10 protein-coding genes and 1 pseudogene are annotated in these 26,258 nt (G+C 66.3%); all 11 read left to right on the forward strand.

Annotated features, from left to right (window positions below):
• Window positions 1–14,961: pseudogene (locus tag AWC27_RS12355) on the forward strand (amino acid adenylation domain-containing protein); the annotation flags it as partial.
• A 63-nt stretch (window positions 14,962–15,024) separates the two neighbouring features.
• On the forward strand, window positions 15,025–15,657 hold the full coding sequence (locus AWC27_RS12360; protein ID WP_085670748.1) for a ComF family protein: 633 nt from the start codon (window positions 15,025–15,027) through the stop codon (window positions 15,655–15,657).
• 328 nt (window positions 15,658–15,985) lie between these two features.
• Window positions 15,986–16,663 carry a ribosome hibernation-promoting factor, HPF/YfiA family gene (gene hpf, locus AWC27_RS12365; protein WP_085670749.1) on the forward strand — a complete coding sequence of 226 codons (678 nt, stop codon included), beginning with the start codon at window positions 15,986–15,988 and terminating at the stop codon, window positions 16,661–16,663.
• Between the two features lie 179 nt (window positions 16,664–16,842).
• Entirely contained in the window at window positions 16,843–19,656 is a 2,814-nt protein-coding gene (gene secA, locus AWC27_RS12370) for a preprotein translocase subunit SecA (protein WP_085670750.1), read from the forward strand.
• 18 nt (window positions 19,657–19,674) lie between these two features.
• Window positions 19,675–20,043 carry a hypothetical protein gene (locus AWC27_RS32000; RefSeq protein ID WP_245847015.1) on the forward strand — a complete coding sequence of 123 codons (369 nt, stop codon included), beginning with the start codon at window positions 19,675–19,677 and terminating at the stop codon, window positions 20,041–20,043.
• 124 nt (window positions 20,044–20,167) lie between these two features.
• On the forward strand, window positions 20,168–20,326 hold the full coding sequence (locus AWC27_RS32005) for a hypothetical protein (RefSeq protein ID WP_245847017.1): 159 nt from the start codon (window positions 20,168–20,170) through the stop codon (window positions 20,324–20,326).
• Window positions 20,327–20,333: 7 nt separating this feature from the next.
• Window positions 20,334–21,884: an HD domain-containing phosphohydrolase gene (locus AWC27_RS12380; protein ID WP_085670751.1), complete on the forward strand. Its 1,551-nt coding sequence runs from the start codon at window positions 20,334–20,336 to the stop codon at window positions 21,882–21,884.
• Window positions 21,885–21,947: 63 nt separating this feature from the next.
• Window positions 21,948–22,703: a methanethiol S-methyltransferase gene (gene mddA / locus AWC27_RS12385; RefSeq protein WP_085670781.1), complete on the forward strand. Its 756-nt coding sequence runs from the start codon at window positions 21,948–21,950 to the stop codon at window positions 22,701–22,703.
• A gap of 341 nt (window positions 22,704–23,044) precedes the next feature.
• A complete protein-coding gene (locus tag AWC27_RS12390) occupies window positions 23,045–24,529 on the forward strand; it encodes a SulP family inorganic anion transporter (RefSeq protein ID WP_085670752.1) in 1,485 nt (494 codons plus the stop codon).
• 78 nt (window positions 24,530–24,607) lie between these two features.
• A complete protein-coding gene (locus tag AWC27_RS12395) occupies window positions 24,608–25,090 on the forward strand; it encodes a cation:proton antiporter regulatory subunit (protein ID WP_085670782.1) in 483 nt (160 codons plus the stop codon).
• 4 nt (window positions 25,091–25,094) lie between these two features.
• A complete protein-coding gene (locus AWC27_RS12400) occupies window positions 25,095–26,252 on the forward strand; it encodes a cation:proton antiporter (RefSeq protein ID WP_085670753.1) in 1,158 nt (385 codons plus the stop codon).
• Window positions 26,253–26,258: the final 6 nt, after the last annotated feature.

The raw sequence follows: 26,258 nt of genomic DNA on the forward strand, positions 1-26,258 counted from the left end.
GGGGTGGTGGCCGGCACGCCGATCATGGGGTGGTGGCGGGGTTTGGGGAGTTCGGCGGAGCAGTTCAACCAGGCGATGGTGTTGCAGGCTCCGGCAGGGGTGGGTTGGGCCGAGGTGGTGGCGTTGGTCCAGGCGCTGTTGGATCGCCACGCCATGTTGCGGGCGCGGGCGGTCGAGGACGGCAGTGCGGTGGGCCGGCTGTGTGTGCCTGAGCCGGGGGTGGTGCATGCCGGTGCGTGTGTGCAGTCGGTGCCGGTGTGGTGCGATGCGGCGTTGGTGGCTGCGCGTCGTCGGTTGAATCCGGCTGCCGGGGTGATGGTCAGTGGGTTGTGGGTGTGCTCGACGGCTCAGCTGGTGTTGGTGATTCATCATCTGGCCGTCGACGGGGTGTCCTGGCGGATTTTGCTGGATGATCTCAACACCGCTTGGGCGCAACAGCGGGCGGGGCAGCCGATGCGGTTGCCGTTGCAGGGCACGTCTTTTCAGCGCTGGGCGTCGGTGCTGGCCGAGCACGCGCTCAGTACGGACGTAGCCAAGCAGCTGGAAGCCTGGCAGCGGGTGCGCGCGGTCGCACCGGTGTTGCCCGCGGCGGATTCGACCGATACCTACGCCACCGCCGGGCAGTTGGCGCTGTGGGTGGATCGCGACACCACGCATCAGCTGCTCGGTGAGGTGCCGGCGGCCTTCCGCACCGGGGTGCACGAGCTGTTGCTGATCGCGTTCGGGCTCGCCTGGTCGCAGTTCCTGCAGCGTGCGGGGGCGATCGGCATTGATGTGGAGAGCCACGGCCGCCAAGAGGAGTTGGCCGCAGAGATCGATCTGTCGTCCACGGTGGGCTGGTTCACCGCCAAGTATCCGGTGGCGCTGGTGGTGGATCGGCTCGACTGGGCTCAGGTGCGCGCCGGTGCGCAGGTGCTGGGTTCGGTGGTCAAAGACCTCAAAGAACAGCTTCGCGCGCTTCCCGACGGCCTTGGCTATGGGCTGTTGCGCTACGGCAATGCCGAGGCCGATTTGGACGGGCCGGATCCGGTGATCGGTTTCAACTATCTGGGCCGTCTGGGGTCACCGGGCAACAGTGACAGTTGGCAGATCGCAGGCCCGGTGCCCGCCGCGGCCGCGCCGGTCGCCTTGCCGCACACCGTCGAACTCAACGCGCTGACCCTCGACACCGATGCCGGCCCGCGGCTGCAGGCCAGCTGGACGTGGGCGCCCTCGGTGCTGGATCGCTCCCAGATCGAGCGGGTGCACCGGCTGTGGTGTGAGGCGCTGGCCGGGATCTGCACGCACGTGAGCCGCGGCGGAGGCGGCCTTACCCCGTCGGATGTGCTGCCGTTGCACATCAGCCAGGACCAGATCGATGCGTTGCAGCGGCGCTACGCCATCGCCGATATCGTGCCGTTGACCCCGTTACAGCAGGGCTTGTTCTTCCACGCTCGCGCGGCATGCGACGGCGACGAGCAGTATGCCGTTCAGCTGCAGATCACTATCAACGGAGGTCTTGACGCCGACCGCCTGCACGCGGCGGTGCGTACGGTGGCGCAACGCCACCCGAATCTCGCGGCCCGCTTCGTCTACGACGAGCTTGACCAGCCCGTCCAAATCATCCCCGCCGATCCGCAAATACCCTGGAAATACCTGGATCTCACCGAGGCGGAGGTAGCCGCGCTCGTCGCCGGCGAGCGCGCGGCGGTCATGGACCTCGCGCACCGGGCGCCATTTCGTGCCGTACTGATCCGAACCGCACCCGAAGCGTACCGGCTGGTGTTCACTACCCATCACATCGTCTGCGACGGCTGGTCGCTGCCAATCCTGTTGCAGGAAATTCTGGCCGGCTATGACGGACTACCGCTATCCGCCCCGGTTGCGTTCCGCCGGTTTGTGTCCTGGCTGGACGCTCAAGACAAAGACGGCGCCCGAATGGCATGGCGCGAGGTGCTGGACGCAGTAGCGGCACCCACATTGGTGGGCCCCCCGGATCAGCTGGGGCTGGGTGGCAAGCACACGAAAACCATTGTGCTGCCCGCCGATATCACCCGGCAGCTCAGCGCGTTGGCCCGCGCACACCATGCCACCGTCAGTACGGTGCTGCAGGCGGCCTGGGCGCAGCTGCTGGCCTGGATGACCGGCCGGCACGACGTGGTGTTCGGCACCGTGGCCGCGCTTCGCCCCGCCGATGTGGCCGGGGTGGAGTCCATGGTGGGGCTGCTGGTCAACACCGTGCCGGTGCGGGCCCGGCTGACCGCGACTACCACCACCGCCCAGCTGCTGGACCAACTGCGCACCGCCCATCACGCCACCGTGGAACACCAACACCTGCCGCTGGACGAGATTCACCGAATCGCCGGCCACGACAGGCTGTTTGACACGTTGGTCGCCTACGAGAACTACCCGATCGACACCAGCGCGGCCGACGCCCACGCACTGAGCATCAGCGAAATCACCAACCGCGACTTCACCCATTACCCCTTGGCCCTGATCGCGATGCCCGGCCCGCAATTGCGGCTGAGGATGGATTACGCCACCGAGGTCTTCGACGCGGCCGGCATCGACACCCTGATTGACCGGCTCCATAAAACGTTGCAGGCGATGACCGCCGATCCGGCGCAGCCGGTGTCGGCGATGAATCTTCTCGACGCTGCTGAGCGTGCGCGCCTCGATCAAATCGGCAACCGGGCCGCGCTGACGGCGATTCCCGCCGCCCCGGTCTCGATTCCGGAGTTGTTTGCCCAGCAGGTGGCCCGCACCCCGCAGGCCGTTGCGCTGGTATGCGGCGGGCACCGGCTCAGCTACCGCGAGCTGGAAGCGGCGGCAAACCGTCTGGCGCGCAGATTGATTGGCAACGGCGTGGGGCCCGGTGAGGTGGTAGGCCTGGTGTTGCCACGCGGCGCGGGTGCCGTCGTCGCAATCCTGGCCGTCCTCAAAACCGGAGCCGCCTACCTGCCGATCGACCCCGCCGTCCCACCGGCGCGAATGCGGCTCGTCCTCGACGACGCCGCAGCGGTGGCAGTACTGACCACCGCCGAACTGGCCGAAGCAAACCCCTGCTTGGACGCCGGCACGCAGATCATCGACATCGACGACCCCGCCATCGACGCCTGCCATTCCAGCCGCCCGCTGCCTGCCCCGGATGCCGAGAACATCGCCTACATCCTGTACACCTCGGGCACCACCGGTACCCCCAAAGGCGTGGCAATGACCCATCGCAACATCACACAGCTTTTCGGTTCACTGCACGGGGATTTCAGGCCGGCCGGCGGCCAGGTGTGGAGCCAATGGCATTCGTATGCATTCGACGTCTCGGTGTGGGAGATATGGGGAGCGCTCCTGCACGGCGGTCGGCTGGTCGTGGTACCTGAGCCCGTCACCCGCAGCCCGGCGGAGCTGCATGCCCTGCTGATCTCCGAAGGCGTCACCGTGATCAACCAAACGCCTTCGGCCGCAGCGGTATTGCCGTACGAAGGCTTGGATGTGGCGGCGCTGGTGGTGGCCGGCGAGCCGTGCCCCGTCGAGCTGGTGGAGCGCTGGGCTCGCGGGCGGTTGATGATCAACGCCTACGGACCGACCGAAACGTGGTACGCGTCGATGAGTGGGCCGTTGACTCCGGGTTCGCCGACGGTTCCGATCGGTTCGCCGCTGCCGGAGGTTGCGTTGTTCGTCCTGGACGGGTGGCTGCGGCCGGTGCCGCCCGGGGTGGTCGCGGAGTTGTATGTGGCCGGTTCGGGGGTCGGGTGCGCGTACTGGCGACGGCCGGGGCTGACCGCGTCACGCTTTGTGGCCTGCCCGTTCGCCGGTGCTGCGGGCCAACGCATGTTTCGCACCGGTGACTTGGTGTCCTGGGATCCCGACGGGCAGTTGGTTTTTCACGGCCGCGCCGACGAGCAGGTCAAGATCCGTGGGTATCGCATCGAACCCGCCGAGGTGGCCGCTGCCCTGGCCGCGCTCGACGGGGTGGAGCACGCGGTGGTGATTGCCCGCGATGAAGCGCCCGGCGACAAGCGACTGGTTGGTTACTTCACCGGCACCGCCGACACGGTGTGGGCGCGCGCTCAGCTGGCCGCCCAGCTGCCGCACTACCTGGTGCCCGCCGCACTGGTCAGCCTGGCTGAGCTGCCGTTGACGCCCAATGGCAAACTCGACACCCGCGCTCTGCCGGCCCCCCAATACCGGGCAACCGATACCTATCGGGAGCCCCAAACCCCAGCCGAGCACATCGTGGCCGGCATCTACGCTGAGATCCTGGGCGTGGAGCGGGTTGGCGCACAAGACTCGTTCTTCGATTTGGGCGGCAACTCCCTGACGGCGCTGCGAGTGATCAATGCGGTCAACAGCGGCCTGAATACCGTTCTCTGCGTGCGGGATTTGTTCGAGGCCCCGACCGTGGCGCAACTGGCAGCACGGACCGGATCAGGTACGAGCGGGCGTCGGCCCGTGTTGCCCGCGCAGCGGCCGGCAGTCCTTCCGTTGTCCTTCGCCCAGCAGCGACTGTGGTTCCTGGACCAAATGGCGGGACCCTCGCCGGTCTACAACATGGCATGGGCGGCCCGGCTGACGGGCGAGCTGAATGTCGGCGCGTTGCGTCAGGCGTTGGCCGACGTGGTGAGCCGCCACGAGAGCCTGCGCACGGTGTTCGCCTCGGTGCGCGGCATCGCCCAGCAGGTGGTGCTGCCGGCCGACCAGGCAGACCTCGACTGGAATCTCGTGGATGCCACCGGATGGGATACCGGCCGGCTCCTAGCGGCCGTCGAGAACACCGCGGCGCACGCATTCGACCTGGCAAACCGGATTCCATTGCGGGCAAGACTGTTTCGCGTCGCTGAGCGGGAGTATGCAGTGGTGATCGTGGTGCATCACATCGCCGCGGATGGCTGGTCGCTGGCGCCGCTGGCAGCGGACCTGAGCGTGGCTTACGCCAGCCGGTGTGGTGGACGAGCGCCCGCGTGGACGGGGTTACCGGTGCAGTACGTCGACTACACGCTGTGGCAGCGCGAGCGGCTCGGCGATCTTGCCGACGCGCCCAGCGCCATGGCCACCCGGCAACTGGCCTACTGGGAGAAGGCGCTGGCCGGTCTGCCCGAACGGTTGCAGTTGCCGACCGATCGGCCGTACCCGCGGGTGGCCGAGCATCGCGGCGCGAGCATCGCGGTGGAATGGCCCGCGACACTGCAGCAACAGATCGCGCGAGTGGCCCGGGAGAACCATGCGACGAGTTTCATGGTGATCCAGGCCGCGCTGACCGCGTTGCTGTCGACGATGAGCGCCAGCAGCGATGTCTCGATCGGAGTTCCCGTTGCCGGCCGCAGCGACCCGGCTCTGGATGCGTTGGTGGGCTTCTTCGTCAATACCGTGGTGCTGCGCGTACAACTGGCCGGCGACCCCACCTTCACCGAGTTGCTGAATCAGGTACGCGCGCGCAGCCTGGAAGCCTTTGAGCACCAGGATATTCCGTTCGAAGTGTTGGTGGACCGGCTCAATCCAACCCGCAGCTTGACCCATCACCCGCTGGTTCAGGTGATGCTGGCGTGGCAGAACACCGCCGCCGCACAGCTCGTGCTGGGCGATGTGGACATCGCGATGATGCCGGTGCACACCCAGACGGCCCGAATGGATTTGGTGTTCTCCCTGGCCGAGCATTTCACCGATGCCGGTGCTCCCGCGGGGATCAGCGGAACCGCCGAGTTTCGCACCGATGTGTACGACGCATCCAGCATCGGGCTGCTCATCCGCCGATTGGAGCGGGTGCTGGAAGCCGCGATCGCCGACCCGCGGCGCCCGTTGTCGTCGATCGATGTGCTCGACGCCACCGAGCACTCCCATCTGGACGAAATAGGTAACCTCGCGGTGTTGAGCGCCGCACCGCCACAATTGATTTCGATCCCGGAGTCGTTCGCTATCCACGTCGCACGCACGCCCGATGCCGTCGCGCTGGTGTGCAACGGCGACCGGTGGAGCTACCGCAGACTCGACGAGGCCGCCAACCGTCTTGCGCACCTGCTGGTCGATTGCGGAGTGGGCCGCGGCGATGTCGTGGGGCTGTTGTTGGAGCGCTCGGACCAGGCCATCGCGGCGATCCTGGCCGTGCTCAAAGCCGGCGCCGCCTATCTGCCCATCGATCCGGCGTTGCCGCAGCCGCGGGTCGAGTTCATGATCAACGACGCTGCGCCCGTTGCGGTGTTGAGTACCACCGACCTGGCCCGGCGGCTAAGTGGCCACGATGTGGCGGTCGTCGATATAGATGACCCCGCCATCGACAACTGCTACCCGGCCCACGGGCTGCCGTACCCGCACGCCGACGACATCGCCTACATCCTCTACACCTCGGGCACGACGGGTGTGCCGAAGGGCGTGGCGATCGCGCACGGCACCGTCACGCGGCTGATGGACGCGCTGGATCCGGACCTGCCGCCGGCAGCCGTGTGGACGCAATGGCACTCCTATGGCTTCGACGTTTCGGTCCAGGAGATCTGCGGCGCACTGCTGCACGGCGGCCGGCTGGTGGTGGTGCCCGAGTCGATGGTGCGCTCGCCGAAGGACTTTCACGACTTACTCGTCGCCGAACAGGTAAATGTGTTGAGTCAGACCCCGTCGGCGCTGGGAATGTTGTCGCCGCGGGGGCTGGACTCGGTGGAGTTGCTGATCATGGGCGGTGAACCCTGCCCGGCCGAGCTAGTGGACCGGTGGGCCGGGGGGCGAGCGATGATCAACGTCTGCGGCCCGACCGAAACCTCGATGTTTGCCGCCATGAGTGCGCCGCTGGCGCCCGGTTCGGGTGCCCCGCCGATCGGGGCGCCGGTCTCGGGTGCGGCGTTTTTCGTACTGGACTCGCGGCTGCGTCCGGTGCCGGTCGGGGTGGTGGGGGAGTTGTACGTCGCCGGCCGGGTGGGGTGTGGGTATTGGCGGCGGCCGGGTCTGACGGCGTCGCGGTTTGTGGCGTGCCCGCACGGGACGCCCGGGATGCGCATGTACCGCACCGGCGACGTGGTGCGCTGGCGCGCCGATGACCAGATCGAATTGGTGGGACGCGCCGACGAACAGGTCAAGATTCGCGGGTACCGGATCGAACTCGGTGAAGTACGGACCGTGCTGGCCGGGCTGGATGGGGTCGAGCAGGCGGTGGTGGTCGCCCGCGAGGACCGTCCGGGGGACAAGCGTTTGGTGGGTTATGTGACCGGTTCGGTCGATACCGCGCGGGTGCGGACGGACTTGGCGGATCGCTTGCCGCCCTTCATGGTTCCCGCCGCGGTGGTGGGGATAGCGGAGTTGCCGTTGACAGTCAACGGGAAGTTGGATGTGCGCGCGTTGCCGGCCCCCGAGTATGGCGACCTGCGGCGGTACCGGGGGCCGGCTAATGCGGTGGAGGAGGTGCTGGCCGGAGTCTTTGCCCAGGTTTTGGGGCTGGTGCAGGTGGGGGTGGAGGAGTCGTTTTTCGATTTGGGCGGCGACAGCATTTCCTCGATGCAGGTGGTGGCGCGGGCGCGCGAGGCCGGGGTGGTGTGCCGGCCGCGCGATGTGTTCACCGAGCGCACGGTGGCGGGGTTGGCGCGGGTGGCGCGCATCGGGGTTTCTGGTGTGGCCGACGCGGGCACAGGGGCGGTGGCCGCGACGCCGATCATCGGGTGGTGGCTGGGCTTGACGGGATTGGTGGACCAGTTCAACCAGGCGATGGTGTTGCAGGCTCCGGCGGGGGTGGGTTGGGCCGAGGTGGTGGCGTTGGTCCAGGCGTTGTTGGATCGCCACGCCATGTTGCGCGCCCGGCTGGTTCCAGATGGTTCGTTGTGGGTGGCTGAGGCGGGCTCGGTGCACGCCGCTGCGTGTGTGCAGTCGGTGCCGGTGTGGTGCGATGCGGCGTTGGTGGCTGCGCGTCGTCGGTTGAATCCGGCTGCCGGGGTGATGGTCAGTGGGTTGTGGGTGTGCTCGACGGCTCAACTGGTGTTGGTGATTCACCATCTGGCCGTCGACGGGGTGTCCTGGCGGATTTTGCTGGATGATCTCAACACCGCTTGGGCGCAGCAGCGGGCTGGGCGGCCGGTGCAATTGCCGTTGCAGGGAACGTCTTTTCAGCGCTGGGCGTCAGTCTTGGCCGAGCACGCGCGCAGTAGCGATGTGGCCAAGCAGCTGGACGCCTGGCGGCGCATACAGCAAGTGGAGCCGGCCCTGCCTGCCCCGCAACCGGAAACGGACACGTTTGTCACGGCCGGCCAGCTGTCGGTGTCGTTGGATGCCGAGACGACGCGCATGTTGTTGGGCGCGGTGCCCGAGGCGTTCCACAGCGGGGTGCACGACATTCTGTTGATCGCGTTCGCGTTGGCCTGGCGCGAATACCTGGGCAGCAGTGGGCCTGTCGCTATCGATGTCGAGGGCCACGGCCGTCACGAAGACCTGGCACCCGACATCGATTTGTCATCGACGGTCGGCTGGTTCACCGCCAAATACCCCGTCGCACTGGTGATCGATCCGCTGCAGTGGCCCGCCGTGCGCGACGGCGGGTCACGGTTGGAGACGGTGGTCAAACAGGTCAAGGAGCAGCTTCGAGCCGTTCCGGACGGACTCAGTTACGGCTTGCTGCGCTATCTCAACCCCGATGTGGAGTTGGGTGGAGCAGACCCGTCTATCGGGTTCAACTATCTGGGCCGTCTCGGGGCTCCGGGCAACGGTGACAGCTGGCAGATCGCGAGCCCGGTACCGGGTGCGGCGGCGCCGATCGCGTTGCCGCACACAGTCGAAGTCAATGCGCTGACCCTCGACACCGATGCCGGCCCGGAGCTGGTCGCCAATTGGACCTGGGCGGCTTCGGTGCTTGACGAAGCGGCCATCCGACGGGTCAGCACGCTGTGGTTTGAGGCGCTGGGCGGGATCTGCGCGCAGGTGCGCCGGGGCGGCGGTGGCTTCACTCCGTCCGACCTGGCGCCCCTGCACCTGACCCAACAGCAAATCGACCAGTTCGACCGCCGGTACACGATCGCCGACATCTTGCCGCTGTCTGCCCTGCAGCACGGATTGTTGTTCCACGCCGGCAGCGCACCGGGGCCCGACGATGCCTACGCGGTGCAGGTCGACATCGGCCTCGCCGGGGAGATCGAACCCGAGCGGTTGCGCGACGCGGTCCAGGCAGTGCTGCGCCGCCACCCCAACCTGGCGGCCCGGTTCGTCTGCGACGGCGTATCGGAGCCGGTGCAGATCATTCCCGCGGATCCGCAACTGCCATGGCGTTACCTGCGGCTCGCCCATGACGAGCAGCTACAGCAGCTGGCCGCCGAAGAACGGGCCGCAGTGCTGGATCTGTCCGCCGGCACCCCGTTTAGGGCCGCGTTGATTCGCATCACCGCCGGCCGGCACCGGTTCGTCCTGACCAACCACCACATCGTGCTCGGCGGCTGGTCGCTGGCGGTGGTGTTGCGCGAGATCCTGGCCGGCTATGCCGGACAACCGCTGCCGGTTCCGGTCCCCTACCGCCGGTTTGTGTCGTGGCTGAACGCCCAGGATCGCCACAGCGCGCACAGTGCCTGGCGGGCCGTTCTGGAGGGCCTGTCCGCGCCGACGCTGGTCGGCCGGCCTGACGCGCTTGGGCCGGGCGACAAGCGGGTGCGGGCGTGCAGGCTGCCGGTGGCCACCACCGAGGCCTTGACCCGGTTGGCGCGGGCGCAGCACACCACGGTCAGCACCGTGCTGCAGGCGGCATGGGCGCAGGTGCTGGGCTGGTGGACCGGCCGGCACGATGTGGTGTTCGGCAGTGTGGTCGCGCTGCGCCCGGCCGAGCTGGCCGGGGTCGAGTCAATGGTGGGCTTGCTGGTCAACACCGTCGCGGTGCGGGCCCGGCTCACCCCGGCCATCACCACCGCCGGGCTGCTTGACCAACTGCAATCGGCATACAACGCAACCGTGGACCATCAACACCTGGCGCTGAGTGAGATTCACCGAATCAGCGGCCACGCCAAGTTATTTGACACATTGCTGGTCTACGAGAACTATCCGATCGACACCTCATCCGGCGTCCCAGAGGTCGGCATCACCGACATCGAAGGATACGAATTCACCCATTACCCGCTGGTACTCGTCGCCGCGCCCGGACCGCAACTGCGGCTGCACATCGAATACGCCACCGACGTGTTCGAGGCGGCTTGCGTCGACACCATCGTCGATGGCCTCAGCCGCGTCCTGACCGCCATGACCGCCGATCCCGCCCAGCGGTTGTCATCGATCAAACTGCTCGACGAACAGGCCCACGCCCACCTCGATCAGGTCAGCAACCGGGCCGCGGCCGCGGCCGTCCGCGCCGCGCCGGTGTCGATTCCGGAGCTGTTCGCCGCGCAAGTGGCGCGCACGCCCGACGCGATCGCCGTCGTGTCCGACCGGGACCGGATTACCTATCGTGACCTTGACTGCGCCGCTAACCGATTGGCGCACAAACTGATTGGTCAAGGCGTCGGTGCGGGTGCGGTGGTTGCGCTGCTCGCCCCACGTTCGGCTCAGGCCGTCGCGGCGATCTTGGCAGTGCTCAAGACCGGCGCCGGATATCTACCCATCGACCCGGCGCAGCCTGCGGCCCGGACGGCGTTCATGCTGGAAGACGCCGCCGCGGCAGCTGTGCTCACCACCGCCGACCTACGCTCCCGGTTGACGGGACACGCCCTGCTGGTGATCGATATCGACGATCCGCAACTGGCCGCCCAGCCCACCCAGGCGCCGCCGTCGCCGAATCCCGACAACATCGCCCACATCATCTACACCTCAGGCACGACCGGCATCCCGAAGGGCGTAGCGGTCAACCACCGCAACATCATCCAGTTGTTCGGCGCGCTACCCACCGGCCTCACCCCCGCGGCTGGACAGGTATGGAGCCAATGTCATTCATATGCCTTCGATTTCTCGTCATGGGAAATCTGGGGTGCGCTGTTGCATGGCGGACAACTCGTGGTGGTACCGACAACAATCACTCGCTCCCCGGCCGACCTGCACGCCCTGCTGATCGCCGAGCGCGTTAGCGTGCTGAGTCAAACCCCTTCGGCTGCCGCCGCATTGCCCACGCATGGCCTGGAGTCGGTGACGCTGGTGGTAGCCGGTGAGACGTGTCCAGCCGAAGTGGTGGACCGGTGGGCCGGCGCGCGGTCAATGGTCAATGCGTACGGTCCAACCGAGACCACTATCTATGCGTCGATGAGCGCCCCGCTACAACCTGGATCCGGGGCGCCGCCGATCGGGTCTCCGCTGTCGGGGACGGCTTTGTTCGCGCTGGACGGCTGGTTGCGGCCGGTGCCCGTCGGCGTTACCGCAGAGCTGTATGTCGCCGGCGCGGGGGTGGGTTATGGCTACTGGCAGCGATCGGGATTGACCGGAGCACGGTTTGTGGCCTGCCCGTTCGGTGCAGCGGGCAGTCGAATGTATCGCACCGGCGATCTGGTGCGCTGGCGCGCTGACGGGCAACTGGAGTTCCTCGGACGCGCCGACGAACAGGTCAAGATCCGCGGATATCGCATCGAGTTGGGCGAAATCAGCGCGGCACTGGCTGACCTTGATGGCGTCGATCAGGCCGCCGTGATCGTCCGCGAAGATCGCCCAGGCGACAAACGGTTGGTCGGATATGCCACGGGCACAATCGATCCGGCGGCAGCACGCCACGCCCTGTCTACCCGGCTGCCGGACTACATGATGCCCGCCGCGCTGGTGATGGTTCCCGAACTGCCATTGACCGGCAACGGCAAACTCGACACCCGTGCCCTGCAGGCACCCAGCTACGGCAGCACCAATTACCGTGCACCCGGTAGCGCAGCCGAAAAAGTTCTTGCCGCCATATACGCCGAAGTGCTTGGCGTTGATCAAGTTTCAGTCGACGACTCCTTCTTCGAACTTGGCGGGGACAGTATTTCGGCTATCCAGGTTTCGGCGCGGGCGCGTGCCGCCGGTGTGGTGTGCAAACCGCACGACGTCTTAGTTGAGCGGACGGTGGCCAGGCTTGCTCGCATTGCGGGCTCGTTGAGTGCCGAGCAGGGCCCGATCGACGACGCCGTCGGCGAAATGCCGGCGACACCGATCATGAACTGGCTGCACAGCCTGCAAGGCTCGGTTGAACAGTTCAATCAAATGGTTCTGTTGCGCGCTCCGGCCGGGGTGTGCGACGCCGACGTGGTCGATTTGGTGCAGGCGTTGCTGGATCGCCACGCCATGTTGCGGGCGCGGGTGATCGATCAGCCCGGCGGCCGCGGATGGTCGCTGTCGGTGCCCGAACCAGGTTCGGTGCGCGCACAAGCATGTGTGCAGCAGGTGGCGATGATTTCCGACGACGCGCTACTAGCGGCCCGGCGCCGGCTGGATCCCGCCGCCGGCGTGATGGTGAGCGCGGTGTGGGCGTCGGCGACGGCGGAACTGGTATTGGTGGTCCATCATCTGGCCGTCGACGGAGTGTCGTGGCGGATCCTGTTGGACGACATCAACGCCGGGTGGCATCACCGCCGGGCCGGCCAGCCGGTTGTGTTAAAGCCGCAGGGCACATCATTTCGTCGGTGGGCTTCGCTGCTGTGGGCGCAGGCCCACAGCAGCGACGTCGTCGATCACACCGCGACGTGGCGGCGCATTGAAGCGGTCCAGCCGGTGTTGCCGCCCCTTGACCCAACGGCGGATACGTTTGCCACCGCACAGCACCTTTCGCTGGCCCTGGATGTCGCCACGACCCGATCGCTCATTGGCGAAGTGCCCGCGGCGTTTCACACTGGGGTACAAGATGTTCTGCTCATCGCTTTCGCGCTGGCGTGGACGCGATTCCTGAATTGTGCGGGTACGCCGGTGTGCATCGACGTGGAGGGTCACGGCCGCGACGAAGGGTTGGCGGCCGATGTCGACCTGTCCCAGACGGTCGGCTGGTTCACCGCCAAATACCCGGTTGCCCTGCTCGTTGAAAACCTGGAATGGCCGCAGGTGCGAGCCGGCGGATCGGCGTTGGTCACGGTGATCAAAGGACTCAAAGAGCAGCTGCGTGCCGTCCCTGACGGGCTGAGCTACGGTTTGCTGCGCTACCTGAACTCCGATGTGGAGCTCGCCGGCTGTGACCCGTCGATCGGCTTCAACTATCTGGGCCGGTTGGCCACCACAGATCCGGACGCGCCCGCCCGTGCGTGGCGAATGGCAAGTGGCGAAACGCTTTTCAGCGATCATGCCCGCGCGGCGCTGCCCATGCAACTCATGCACAGCGTCAGCCTCAACGCGGCGACCATCGACAGTGGCACCGGCCCCGCGCTACACGCGAACTGGACGTGGGCGCCGTCGTCGGGCCTTGACGGCGCCCAGATTGCCCTCGTCAATCAACTCTGGTTCGACGCGCTGTCGGGCATCTGCGCGGTCGTACAACGCGGCGGGGGCGGGCTGACTCCCGCTGACGTGCCCCTGACCGGCCTGAATCAGCAGCAGATCGACCGACTTGAGAAGCGGTATGAGCTCGCCGACATTCTGCCGCTGACCCCGCTGCAGCAGGGGTTTTTGTTCCACACCAGCACCGGGCACGCGTACGGCCAGGGCCAGGCCGACCCGTACGTGGTGCAAATCAACATCGGCCTATCCGGTCGGCTGGACGCGGGACGGTTGCATGGCGCCGTACAAGCGCTCATTGATCGCCACCCCAATCTCGCGGCCAGGTTCGTTGTCGACCGGTCCCACCCGCCGGTACAAGTCATTCTGGCTGATGCTGTACTGCCATGGCGCTGCATCGATCTGGCCGGCGATTCCGGACAAGACAGCAAGATCGAGCAGATCTGTGCCGGCGAACGTCGCGAGGTCGTGGACCTGGCCCGCTGCTGCCCGGTGCGGGCGACCTTGATCCGCACAGGTGCCGAGCAATATCGGCTCGTGCTGACCAACCACCACATTGTGTTCGACGGCTGGTCGCTGCCGATCATGTTGCGGGAGATATTCGCCGGTTACGACTCGCTGCCGTTGCCCACGCCGGTGCCGTATCGGGGCTTTCTGTCCTGGCTGGCCGCCCAGGATCGCAATGCCGCTCAAGCGGCCTGGGGCCGGCTGCTGACCGGGCTGACGAACCCGACGCTGGTCGGCAAGTCCGATGTGTTCGGGCCGACCGACAAAGATGCCAAGACCTTTTCCTTGTCCGAGCCCACCACCGCTGCGCTCACCGCTCTGGCGCGCTCGCACCACACCACGGTCAGCACCGTGTTGCAGGGCGCCTGGTCGTGCCTGCTGACCTGGCTGACCGGGCAGCAGGACGTGGTGTTCGGCATGACGGTCTCAGGGAGGCCGGCCGATCTGGCCGAAATGCAATCGATGGTGGGCCTTTTCATCAACACCGTTCCGGTACGCGCCACCTTCACCGCGCAAACCACCACCGCGCAACTACTTCACCAACTGCAAAGCGCCCACAGCGCCATGCACGAACACCAGCACCTGTCACTGGTGGACATACACCGCGTTACCGGCCATGCCAGGCTGTTCGACACGCTGTTTCGCTACCAGAACTACCCCTATGACACCGGTACCCAGCCCGAGGGCCGGGAGCTGACTGTCACTGGCAGCACGGGCTACGAGTTCACTCATTACCCGCTGAACCTGATCGCCCTGCCAGGCCCCGAACTCGTGCTGCGGGTCGAATTCGCCACCGACGTTTTCGGGGTGGAGGGCATTCAAATGCTGATCGCTGCGTTGACGCGGGTGCTGGACGCAATGGTTGCCGACCCGGACCGCCCGTTATCGTCGATTGCGCGCACCGACGGCCCGCCCACCCCGGCGAATGGTCGAGCTGCGCCGATTCCGCAGTATCGGGCGCCGACGAGCCGCACCCAGGAGATTCTGGCCGGCATATACGCCGAGGTGCTCGCCGCGGGCCCGGTCGGTGTCGATCACTCCTTCTTCGACCTGGGTGGTGATTCGATTTCTGCGCTGCGAGTAGTCGCTGCGGTCAACGCATCTCTGGATGCCCGGCTGACTGTGCGCGACTTGTTCGAGGCGCCGTCGGTGCGAGATCTGGATTCGCTCGTGCACGCAGCCGGCTGAGGACAATCTGTCAGGGGTGCCGGCCACACTGCATATGTGCTGGATCTCGTTCTGCCGTTGGCCTGCGGCGGCTGCGGAGCGCCGTCGACCCGCTGGTGCGACGGGTGCGCCGGCGAGCTGGCGGCGGCCGCCGGCGAACCGCGCGTGGTGACTCCCCGCATCGACCCGCAGGTTCCGGTATTCGCGTTGGGCCGCTACGTCGGCGCGCGGCGCCAGGCGATCCTGGCGTTGAAGGAACACGGCCGTGGCGACCTCGTCGTGCCGCTGGCGCGCGCCCTGGCCCTCGGCGTGCACCGATTGCTGTGCTGGGGCATGCTCGACACCCCGCTGACCATCGTGCCGGCACCGACGCGGAGGTCGGCGGCGCGGCGGCGTGGCGGCGATCCCGTCGCCCGCATCGCGGCGACGGCAGTCGCCGACCACCCGAAGATCGCGGTCGTCCGGGCACTGCGGATGCGGGCGCTGGCCCGCGATTCGGTGGGCCTGGACACCTCGGATCGGGAACGCAACATCGCCGGGCGGGTGCTGCTGCGTGGTCCGCGGCCGCGCCACGAGGTGATGGTCGTCGACGACATCGTCACCACCGGGGCAACGGCGCGCGAGTCGGTGCGGGTGCTGCGGGCTGACGGTATTCGGGTTGCCGCGGTGCTGGCGATCGCGGCGGCATGAACAGATCAGCATGAACCAAAAACATCGAACCAAAGAAGTTGCCAAGAGAACGCCAAGAACTCCCAAACAGGTGTGCCAAATTGGTGGCACGGGACGGCGAACACGAGCTAACGTCGGAAACAACATTTACTGACTCACGGTCGCGATTTCGCAGGTTGCAGTACAAGTTGATGTACACCCGCGCAAGGAGGTGAGTATTCGAAATCTTGCTCCGGCGGGCAGCCTCGGCGATGACTTTCGCAGCACCGCTCCAACCCCGTCGGCGCGTAGTTGAATGCCGTGCACGCAGGGCGCGTGTGACGTGAGAAAGAGAAACGAGTAGTCACGTATGTCAAGACTTTCCGTGGGCTCCGGGCAGGCTCTGGACCAAGAACCGGCCGATTCTGAAGCGACGCCCAATGCCGAGGTCGTCGTCAAAGGCCGCAACGTCGAGATTCCCGACCACTACCGCGTTTACGTCTCCCAAAAACTCGCCCGGCTGGAGCGGTTCGACCGAACTATCTACCTGTTCGATGTCGAACTCGATCACGAACGCAACCGACGTCAGCGCAAGTCCTGTCAGCACGTGGAGATCACCGCTCGCGGCCGCGGGCCGGTGGTCCGCGGCGAAGGCTGCGCCAACAGCTTCTACGCCGCATTCGAGTCGGCGGCCGCCAAACTGGAAAGACGGCTGCGCCGCGTCAAGGATCGGCGCAAAGTGCACTACGGCGACAAGACTCCGGTTTCCCTGGCCGCCGCGACCGCGGTGATGCCGCCCCTCGATAAGGCGTTCGCCACCGAAAATGCCGAGATTGGCGAACATGACGGCTCCGTTGTGGACCACGAGCCGGGGCGCATCGTGCGAACCAAGGAACACCCGGCCAAGCCGATGACCGTCGACGACGCGCTCTATGAAATGGAGCTGGTCGGGCACGACTTCTTCTTGTTCCACGATAAGGACAGCGACCGGCCGTCGGTCGTCTACCGCAGGCACGCGTACGACTACGGCTTGATTCGCTTGGCTTAGCGGGGCGTCACCTCGTCCGATGGGTCGCGACCCGCGGCGCCCGGCTACGCCGCGCTAGCGATCGCTCCTAGGTCCGATGGTCGCGACCCGCCGCGCCCGGCTACGCCGCGCTAGCGATCGCTCCTAGGATGGGAGTCGCTTACCAAAGAAGAAGACTCCTACCCACAAGGGACATTGCTGTGCTGTCGAAGTTGCTGCGCCTTGGTGAAGGTCGCATGGTCAAGCGCCTCCGGAAGGTCGCCGACTACGTCAACACGTTGTCTGACGACGTCGAGAAGCTCACCGACGATGAGCTGAGGGCCAAGACCGGAGAGTTCAAGAAGCGCCTGGAAGACGGCGAAGACCTCGACGACCTGCTGCCTGAGGCGTTTGCAGTGGCCCGCGAGGCCGCGTGGCGGGTGCTCGACCAGCGGCCGTTCGACGTTCAGGTGATGGGTGCTGCGGCGCTGCACCTGGGCAACGTCGCCGAGATGAAGACCGGTGAGGGCAAGACCCTGACCTGTGTGTTGCCGGCCTACCTCAATGCGCTGAGCGGCAAGGGCGTGCACGTCGTCACCGTCAACGACTATCTGGCCAAACGCGACAGCGAATGGATGGGCCGCGTGCACCGCTTCCTGGGCCTGGACGTCGGCGTCATCCTCGCGCAGATGACGCCTGAGCAGCGGCGTGCCGCCTACAACGCAGACATCACCTACGGCACCAACAACGAGTTCGGCTTCGACTATCTGCGCGACAACATGGCCCACTCGCTCGAAGAGCTGGTGCAGCGGGGGCACAATTTCGCGGTCGTCGACGAGGTCGACTCCATCCTGATCGACGAGGCCCGCACCCCGCTGATCATCTCCGGCCCCGCCGACGGCGCCTCCAACTGGTACACCGAGTTCGCCCGGCTGGCGCCGCTGATGGAAAAGGACCTGCACTACGAGGTCGACCTGCGCAAACGCACCGTCGGCGTGCACGAAAAGGGTGTCGAGTTCGTCGAGGACCAGCTCGGCATCGACAACCTCTACGAAGCGGCCAACTCCCCGCTGGTCAGCTACCTCAACAACGCCCTGAAGGCCAAGGAGCTGTTCAGCCGCGACAAGGACTACATCGTCCGCGACGGCGAGGTGCTGATCGTCGATGAGTTCACCGGTCGCGTGCTGATCGGCCGCCGCTACAACGAGGGCATGCACCAGGCCATCGAGGCCAAGGAGCACGTCGAGATCAAGGCCGAAAACCAGACGCTGGCCACCATCACGCTGCAGAACTACTTCCGGCTCTACGACAAACTGGCCGGCATGACCGGTACCGCCCAGACCGAGGCGGCCGAGTTGCACGAGATCTACAAGCTGGGTGTGGTCAGCATCCCGACCAACAAGCCCATGATCCGCGAAGACCAGTCCGACCTCATCTACAAGACCGAGGAAGCCAAGTACATCGCGGTGGTCGACGATGTCTCCGAGCGCTACGAGAAGGGCCAGCCGGTCCTGATCGGCACCACCAGCGTGGAGCGTTCAGAGTATCTGTCGCGGCAGTTCACCAAGCGGCGCATCCCGCACAACGTGCTCAACGCCAAGTACCACGAGCAGGAGGCCGGCATCATCGCCGTGGCGGGCCGGCGCGGCGGTATCACCGTCGCCACCAACATGGCCGGCCGCGGCACCGACATCGTGCTGGGCGGCAACGTCGACTTCCTCACCGACAAGCGGCTGCGCGAGCGTGGCCTGGACCCGGTGGAGACGCCGGAAGAGTACGAGCAGGCCTGGCACGAGGAACTGCCCATCGTCAAGGAAGAGGCCGGCAAGGAGGCCGAAGAGGTCATCGAGGCCGGCGGACTCTACGTCCTTGGCACCGAACGCCACGAATCGCGACGCATCGACAACCAGCTGCGCGGCCGGTCTGGCCGGCAGGGCGACCCGGGCGAGTCGCGCTTCTACCTCTCCCTGGGCGACGAGCTGATGCGCCGGTTCAATGGCGCCGCCTTGGAAACCTTGCTGACGAGGCTGAACCTGCCCGACGACGTGCCGATCGAGGCCAAGATGGTCACTCGGGCCATCAAGAGCGCCCAGACTCAGGTCGAGCAGCAGAACTTCGAGGTCCGAAAGAACGTCCTCAAGTACGACGAGGTGATGAACCAGCAGCGCAAGGTCATCTACGCCGAGCGCCGCCGCATCCTCGAGGGCGAGGACCTGCAGAAGCAGGCCACCGACATGCTCGTCGACGTCATCACCGCCTACGTCGACGGCGCCACCAGCGAAGGCTATGCCGAGGACTGGGACCTCGACGCGTTGTGGACGGCGCTCAAGACCCTGTACCCGGTGGGGATCTCCCACGAGACGCTGATCCGTCACGACGACGACTCCGAGCGCGACGACCTCACCCGCGACGAGTTGCTCGACGCGCTGCTCAAAGACGCCGAACGTGCTTATGCCGCAAGGGAAGCCGAGCTGGAGGAAATCGGCGGCGAGGGCGCGATGCGCCAGCTGGAACGCAATGTGTTGCTCAACGTCATCGACCGCAAGTGGCGTGAGCACCTCTACGAGATGGATTACCTCAAAGAGGGCATCGGGTTGCGCGCGATGGCCCAGCGCGATCCGCTGGTCGAGTACCAGCGCGAGGGCTACGACATGTTCATGGCCATGCTCGACGGCATGAAGGAGGAATCCGTCGGCTTCCTGTTCAACGTCACCGTGGAGGCGGTTCCGGCTCCGCAGGTCGAGGTCGCTCCGGTCGAAGCGCCCGAAGGTCTCGCCGAACTGGCGAGTGCAGCCCCGGCTGAAACCAAGCGCGAAGAGGCGCCAAGCACGTTGCGCGCCAAGGGAATCGACGACGAGGCCCCTGCGCTCACGTACTCCGGTCCGTCGGAGGACGGTTCGGCGCAGGTGCAGCGCAACGGTGGCGCCAAGACGCCGGCCGGCGTGGCCGGCGGCGGCAGCCGGCGGGAACGGCGCGCGGCGGCCCGGCAACAAGGTCGCGGCGCCAAGCCGCCGAAGTCGCTGAAGAAGCGCTAGGACCGGCTCGCAGAATTTGTGAGGCACCCGCCTCATGTGCGGGAGGGCGCCAGGCGCGCACCATTCCGCCCAGCGGCTTCCTTCGCCCCGGCCTATCGATCGGTATGGCACCGTGATCCGAACGGCAGCTGGACGTTCTACGCGACGACACCGGGGCCGCAGAGCTGCTCGCGCTACTTCAGCGCGGTCACGCCCAATGCCGCCGTCCAATGCGATATCGACGTCGCGTGGGTCACGCCGTGGTCGCTGTTCGTGGAGATCGCCGGGCTGCTCGAATGGGAGATCGACATCCACGCCACGGCTTCGACGCGGCTGATGACCGCGCTCGGTGGATGGCTGCCGGCCAGAGCGTGGACGAACCGCCTAGAGCTGGGCGCGCTGGGCTGAGCCGCCGGGCCAATGCTGCGTGCGGGACAACTGCGCCTCGCCGGAGCCGCGCCCAACGGCCAGCGCTTCATGATCGCGCCCAGCCGGGTGGGTCGGTGGCGGGCTCGCGCGCGGTGCTGGCGACGTGGACCTCGGACCGGTGGGACCGCTGCCGCAGCAGGCGCGGCTCGCCGGGTTCCGGCCGCCACAGCGTGGTCTGTTCGTAGTGGGCTCGGGACACTTCGAAAATTTCGACGCGGCTCGTCATCATGCCGTCGACAGCGCCGTCAGCTGGGCACAATAGGTTGGTGATGTCCGGCACTTCAGAGTTGCCCACGCGCGCCGAGTTGCTGGCGGCGCTGTCGGTGGCGATCGACCTGGGGTTGGGACAGCCCGCCGAACACATGCTGCGCTCCGCACTCATCGCGACCCGGCTCGCCGATCGACTTGGGCTGAACCGAGAGCAGCGTGATTGCGCTTACTACACGACGCTGATCATGTGGATCGGATGTCACGCCGACTCCCACGAATACGCGCGGTGGTTCGGCGATGACATCGCCGTGCGCCACGACTCCTATCTGATCGACTGGTCCGGCCTGCCGTACTGGCGCTTCCTGGCCGGCAATGTCGGCCGTGGGCAGTCGCTGATGCAGCGGCTCAACGTCATGGCAACGCTGTTCGTCAACGCGCGCGGCCAGCTGTCCCAGATGATCCACTCGCACTGTATGTCGGCTGCACTGCTGGCCGATCGAATTGGCTTGGGCCCCAACGTGCAAGCCGCGCTGGCCTTCACCTTCGAGCGCTACGACGGCGGCGGCTTGCCTACCGGCGCGCGCGGCGATGCGATCCCCGTTCAGATGCGAGTCGCGCAACTGGCGGAGATGGCCGAGGTGCATCACCGCACCTACGGCGTGGAGGGCGCCGTCGCGATGGTGCGCGGCCGCCGCGGCGGGCAGTTCGATCCGGCGGTGGCCGACACGTTCCTCAGCGACCCCGAGGCGATCCTGGCCGGCCCGCTGACCGGCGACGCGTGGGCCGCGGCTCTACAGGCGGCCCCCGATTACCGTCAGCGCCTCGACGACAAGTCGCTGGACGCACTGCTCGTCGCGCTCGGCGACTTTGTGGACCTCAAGTGCCCGTTCACCCTCGGGCATGCGCGCGGTGTGGCACGCCTCGCCGGTGACGCGGCCTCGGCAGCCGGGCTGGATCCCGATGCGGCGGCACTCACCAGGCGGGCCGGTCATGTGCACGATCTGGGTCGCATCGGGGTGTCGAATCAGATCTGGTCCAGGCCGGGGGGATTGACCGCGGCCGAGTTCGAGCGCGTCCGCCTGCACCCGTATTTCACCGTGCGGATCCTCAATCAGGTTCCGGGGCTGCGGAAGCTGGCCGAGGTCGCCGGCAACCACCATGAGTGCCTCGACGGGTCGGGATATCCGCGCGGTCTGGCCGGCACCGCGTTGAGCCTGCCCGACCGCCTCCTGGCCGCTGCCGTGAGCTACCAATCCGGTTGCGAGCCAAGGCCATACCGCCAGCAACTTACACCGGAGTCCGCGGCGCAGCGGCTTCGCGCGCGGGCGCAGGCGGGTGAGCTCGACTCGGCCGCCGTCGAGGCGGTGCTGCATGCGGCGGGACACCGCGCGCCGCGGCCGAAGCTGCGTCCGGACGGGCTCACTCCCCGAGAGGTGGAGGTGCTGTGCCTGGTTGCTCGCGGCGCGTCCAACAAAGAGATCGCGGCACAACTGGTGATCAGCGAGAAGACCGCCCGCAACCACGTCGAGCGAACCTACGCCAAGATCGGCGTCTCCAACCGCATCGGCGCCAGCATGTACGCGCTCGCCAATGGCCTAGTTAGTGCGTAACTCGTCCTGAATTGAGGCATCCGCCCCATGTTCGGAGGGGACTTTCCGGCGGACAATCGCACCATGAAGCGTTACTTGACAATTGGCTACGGCGCGGCGGCCTACCTGATCTTCGTCGTCTCCTTCCTGTATGCGATCGGTTTCATCGGGGGGCTAGTGGTGCCGCGCACCCTCGATCACGGGATCGCCGGGCCTTTGTGGCAGGCGGTCCTGATCAATACCGCGCTGCTCGGCGTCTTCGCGGTCCAGCACAGTGTGATGGCCAGACCGGGATTCAAAAAGTGGTGGACGCGATTGGTGCCGACCCAGATTGAGCGCAGCACGTACGTGCTGTTGTCGAGCCTGGCGCTGCTGCTGTTGTACTGGCAGTGGCGAACGATGCCGGCGCTCATCTGGGACGTGCGCCAGCCATTCGGCCGCTGGGCCATGTGGGTGTTGTTCTGGCTGGGCTGGGCGATAGCCTTCGGCACCACGTTCATGATCAACCATTTCGACCTGTTCGGCCTGCGCCAGGTATACCTGGCGTGGCGCGGAAAGCCTTACACCGAACTGCATTTCCGCACTCACCTGCTGTACCGGCTGGTGCGTCACCCCTTGATGCTCGGCTTCCTGATCGCGTTCTGGGCCACACCGACGATGACCGGCGGGCACCTGTTCTTCTCGATCGGCATCACGGCCTACATCCTGATCGCCCTGCAACTGGAGGAGCGAGATCTGGTGAGCCAGCTGGGTGATACGTACCGCGCCTACCGTCGCGACGTGCCGATGCTGGTTCCAGTGCCGCGCCGGCAGGGCGCCGAAACGGTTGGCAACAACTAGCTTTCGAGCAGGTCGGCGATTCGCTGGTGCTTGTCCTGTGGCACCTTCCGGGTCTCGCGGACCAGCGTTGCCCGTCAGCGACCTGAAGTTCTCCTCGCCCATCGCGCGGGACATCTGCGTTCCGTATGCACTCTGCCTTTCAGCTTGACCCCACTTTGGCTGCCCGCATACTGTCGGGGCAGCAGGTAGGTCAGCACTTCATGAGTAGCCGACCGAGGCGGTACCGACCCATTTTCGGACTGTGCCTCCCAATGCCGGAACGAGGAACGTTAGTGCAGCCCATCGAACGATGCGGCGGCAAGGCCCGAGGCCAGGGCTCGCCAGTGTCGCGAAGGGAGCGAATGCGATCCGTCGTCCGGCACGACCTGCCCGCGTCGATCGTGGTATTCCTCATCGCGCTCCCGCTGTCGGTAGGGATCGCCATCGCCTCGGACGCACCGGTGCTCTCCGGACTCATTTCGGCGGTCGTCGGAGGAATCGTCCTCGGATTCATCCGCGGGTCGCCGTTGTCGGTGAGCGGTCCCGCGAACGGGTTGATGGTCGTTACCGCCGGTCTGGTCGCTCAGTTCGGTTGGCGGGTCACGTGTCTGATCACCGTGGCCGCAGGTGTCCTACAGCTAATTTTGGGGCTCAGCCGGATCGCGCGAGCCGTACTGGCGATTTCACCGGTCGTCGTGCACGCGATGCTGGCCGGCATCGGAATCACGATCGCACTACAACAAACGCACGTTCTACTGGGCGGCGCGCCCCACAGCACGTCGTGGGAAAACGTCGTAGAGCTGCCGGCGCAAATTGTCGGTGCGCACAAGCCCGGAATGTTTCTGGGCGTGCTGGTGATCGTTATTATGGTCGCCTGGCGCTGGGCTCCGGCAAAAGTCGCTGCCGTTCCGGGTCCGCTGGTAGCCATCGTGGTAGTGACAATTATTTCGTTGGTGTTCCCTTTCGACTTGGCCCGGATCACGCTCGCCGGGTCGCCGCTGGATGCGTTCCAGCTGCCGGGCCTTCCCGAGGGCAAGTGGGGCGCCTTCGCGATCAGCGTTCTCACCGTTGCCTTCATCGCCACCGTCGAGAGCCTGCTGGCATCGGTTTCGATCGACAGAATGCACCCCGGGGCCGCCACCAACTTCAACCGCGAGTTGACCGGACAGGGGGTCGCCAACATCACCTCCGGGATGATCGGCGGCCTTCCGATCGCCGCCGCCATCGTTCGCAGCTCCGCGAACGTGCAAGCGGGCGCCAAAACCCGCGCCTCGACGATCATGCACAGCATCTGGATCCTGGTTTTCACGCTGTTTTTCGCGGGGTTGATCCAACAGATCCCCACCGCGGCGCTGGCCGGGTTGCTCGTGTTCGTCGGAATCAGGCTGCTCCAGCCCGCCCATATCGAAACCGCTCTGAGGAACGGCGACCTGGCCGTCTACCTGGTGACCGTCGTCGGTGTCGTGTTTCTCAACCTGATGCAGGGCGTGCTGCTTGGACTTGTTCTGGCTATCGCGCTGACCGCGTGGCGGGTGATGTGGTTCAGGATTCACTCTCAACCCGACGGCGACGAATGGCGCGTGGTTATCGAGGGGGCGTGCACATTTCTGACCCTGCCTCGGCTGACCCAAGTCCTGGCCTCCATCCCGGAGGGCACGACGGTCAACGTCACCATGTCGGTCATCTACCTCGACCACGGCGCGCACCAGGCGATTGCCGACTGGCAGCGACGACATCATGCAAAGGGAGGGGCGGTTCACATCCATGGCGGAGTCCACACGGGTCACCGTGCTCGCCGGGCGATGGACGACCTCATCGACGCCGACGGACCTGAATCGGCTGCCTAGCCTTAGCCGGGCTTAGCCGGTATGAGGTTGGCCGATGCCACTTTGATCTGGTTGGCGTTTCGTCAAGTATGGAACGGTATGGACGTCAAAGAGGTGTTGCTGCCCGGCGTCGGTCTGCGGTACGAGTTCACCAGCCACCAGGGTGAGCGAATCGGCATCATCGCACGGCGAAGCGGCGATTTCGACGTGGTGTTGTATGCCGCCGATGACCCCGACGAGGCGCTGCCGGTTTTTCGCCTCAGCGACGAAGAGGCCGACGCCGTTGCCCAGATTCTCGGCGCACCGAGGATTGCCGAGCGGTTCGCCGAGCTGACCCGCGAAGTGCCCGGACTTGAGGCGGGCCAAGTTCACGTCGCGCCCGACAGCCCGTTTGTCGATCGGCCGCTGGGCGACACCCACGCGCGAACCCGCACCGGTGCGTCGATCGTCGCAATCGTGCGCGGTGAAGACGTGCTCGCCTCGCCCGGCCCCGCGGAATCCTTGCGGGCGCGCGACGTGCTGGTAGTGATCGGCACCGAGGCGGGCATCGCCGGAGTCGAACAGATCGTCGACAAGGGCTGAGCGCGTGGAAGTTTCGAGGGCGCTGCTACTTGAGCTCGGCGCCCTCCTGAGCGCGCTCGCCGTACTGGGCGCCGTCGCGCGTCGATTCGGGCTGTCCCCGGTGCCGGTGTATCTGATGACGGGTTTGGCGCTTGGCAAGGGCGGCATTCTGCCGGTGCCCGACGCCGACGATTTCGTCATCACCGGTGCACCCATCGGCATGGTGTTGCTGCTGCTGACCTTGGGTCTGGAGTTCTCCGCGACAGAATTCGCCAGTAGCTTGCGCCACCACCTCCCGTCAGCCGGTGTCGACATCGTCCTCAACGCCGCGCCCGGCGCGGTGACCGGCTGGGTGCTGGGGTTGGACGGCGTTGCCATGGTCGCCTTGGCCGGCGTCACCTATATCTCTTCGTCGGGTGTAATTGCGCGGCTGCTCGAGGATCTGGGCCGGCTCGGTAACCGGGAAACGCCGGCTGTGTTGTCGGTCCTGGTGCTCGAAGACTTCGCGATGGCGGCCTACCTGCCGCTTTTCGCGGTGTTGGCGGCACGCGGCAGCTGGGTCGATGCCGTCGGCGGCATGTTCGTTGCGGTTGGTGCACTGCTAGCGGCCTTTGTCGCGTCCTATTACTGGGGGCATCATGTCGGCCGGTTGGTGGCGCATCCCGACTCAGAGCAATTGCTGCTCCGAGTTCTGGGCCTCACGTTGGTGGTCGCGGCGGTCGCTGAGACCCTCAATGTGTCGGCCGCCGTGGGCGCATTCCTGGTTGGTCTCATCCTCACCGGCGACACCGCTACCCGGGCACGCGAGGTGCTCGGTCCGCTACGTGACCTGTTCGCCGCGATCTACTTCCTTTCGATCGGACTGTTGGTTGATCCGAAGGAGCTGCTTCCGATGCTTCCGGCGGCCATCGCCCTGGCGGTGATCACCGCAGCGACCAAGGTGCTCACCGGGATGTTCGCCGCCCGGCGAGACGCAGTGGCACGGCGCGGGCAACTACGCGCGGGCACGGCACTCATCGCGCGGGGCGAGTTCTCCCTGATCATCATCGGGTTGGTTGGCGCGTCGATCCCCGCTGTCGCGGCCTTGGCGACGTCATACGTCTTCATCATGGCGATCGCGGGCCCGGTACTGGCCCGTTACACCGGAGGCCCACTGCCCAGTGGCGCCCGACGAGACAGGTGAGGGGGC

This window comes from Mycobacterium szulgai, assembly GCF_002116635.1.
Taxonomy (GTDB): domain Bacteria; phylum Actinomycetota; class Actinomycetes; order Mycobacteriales; family Mycobacteriaceae; genus Mycobacterium; species Mycobacterium szulgai.

Coding starts and splice junctions, on each gene's coding strand:
- hpf (WP_085670749.1), top strand. CDS start 15,986: ATGTCAAGACTTTCCGTGGGCTCCGGGCAGGCTCTGGACCAAGAACCG.
- AWC27_RS12380 (WP_085670751.1), top strand. CDS start 20,334: ATGTCCGGCACTTCAGAGTTGCCCACGCGCGCCGAGTTGCTGGCGGCG.
- mddA (WP_085670781.1), top strand. CDS start 21,948: ATGAAGCGTTACTTGACAATTGGCTACGGCGCGGCGGCCTACCTGATC.
- AWC27_RS12390 (WP_085670752.1), top strand. CDS start 23,045: ATGCGATCCGTCGTCCGGCACGACCTGCCCGCGTCGATCGTGGTATTC.
- AWC27_RS12395 (WP_085670782.1), top strand. CDS start 24,608: ATGGACGTCAAAGAGGTGTTGCTGCCCGGCGTCGGTCTGCGGTACGAG.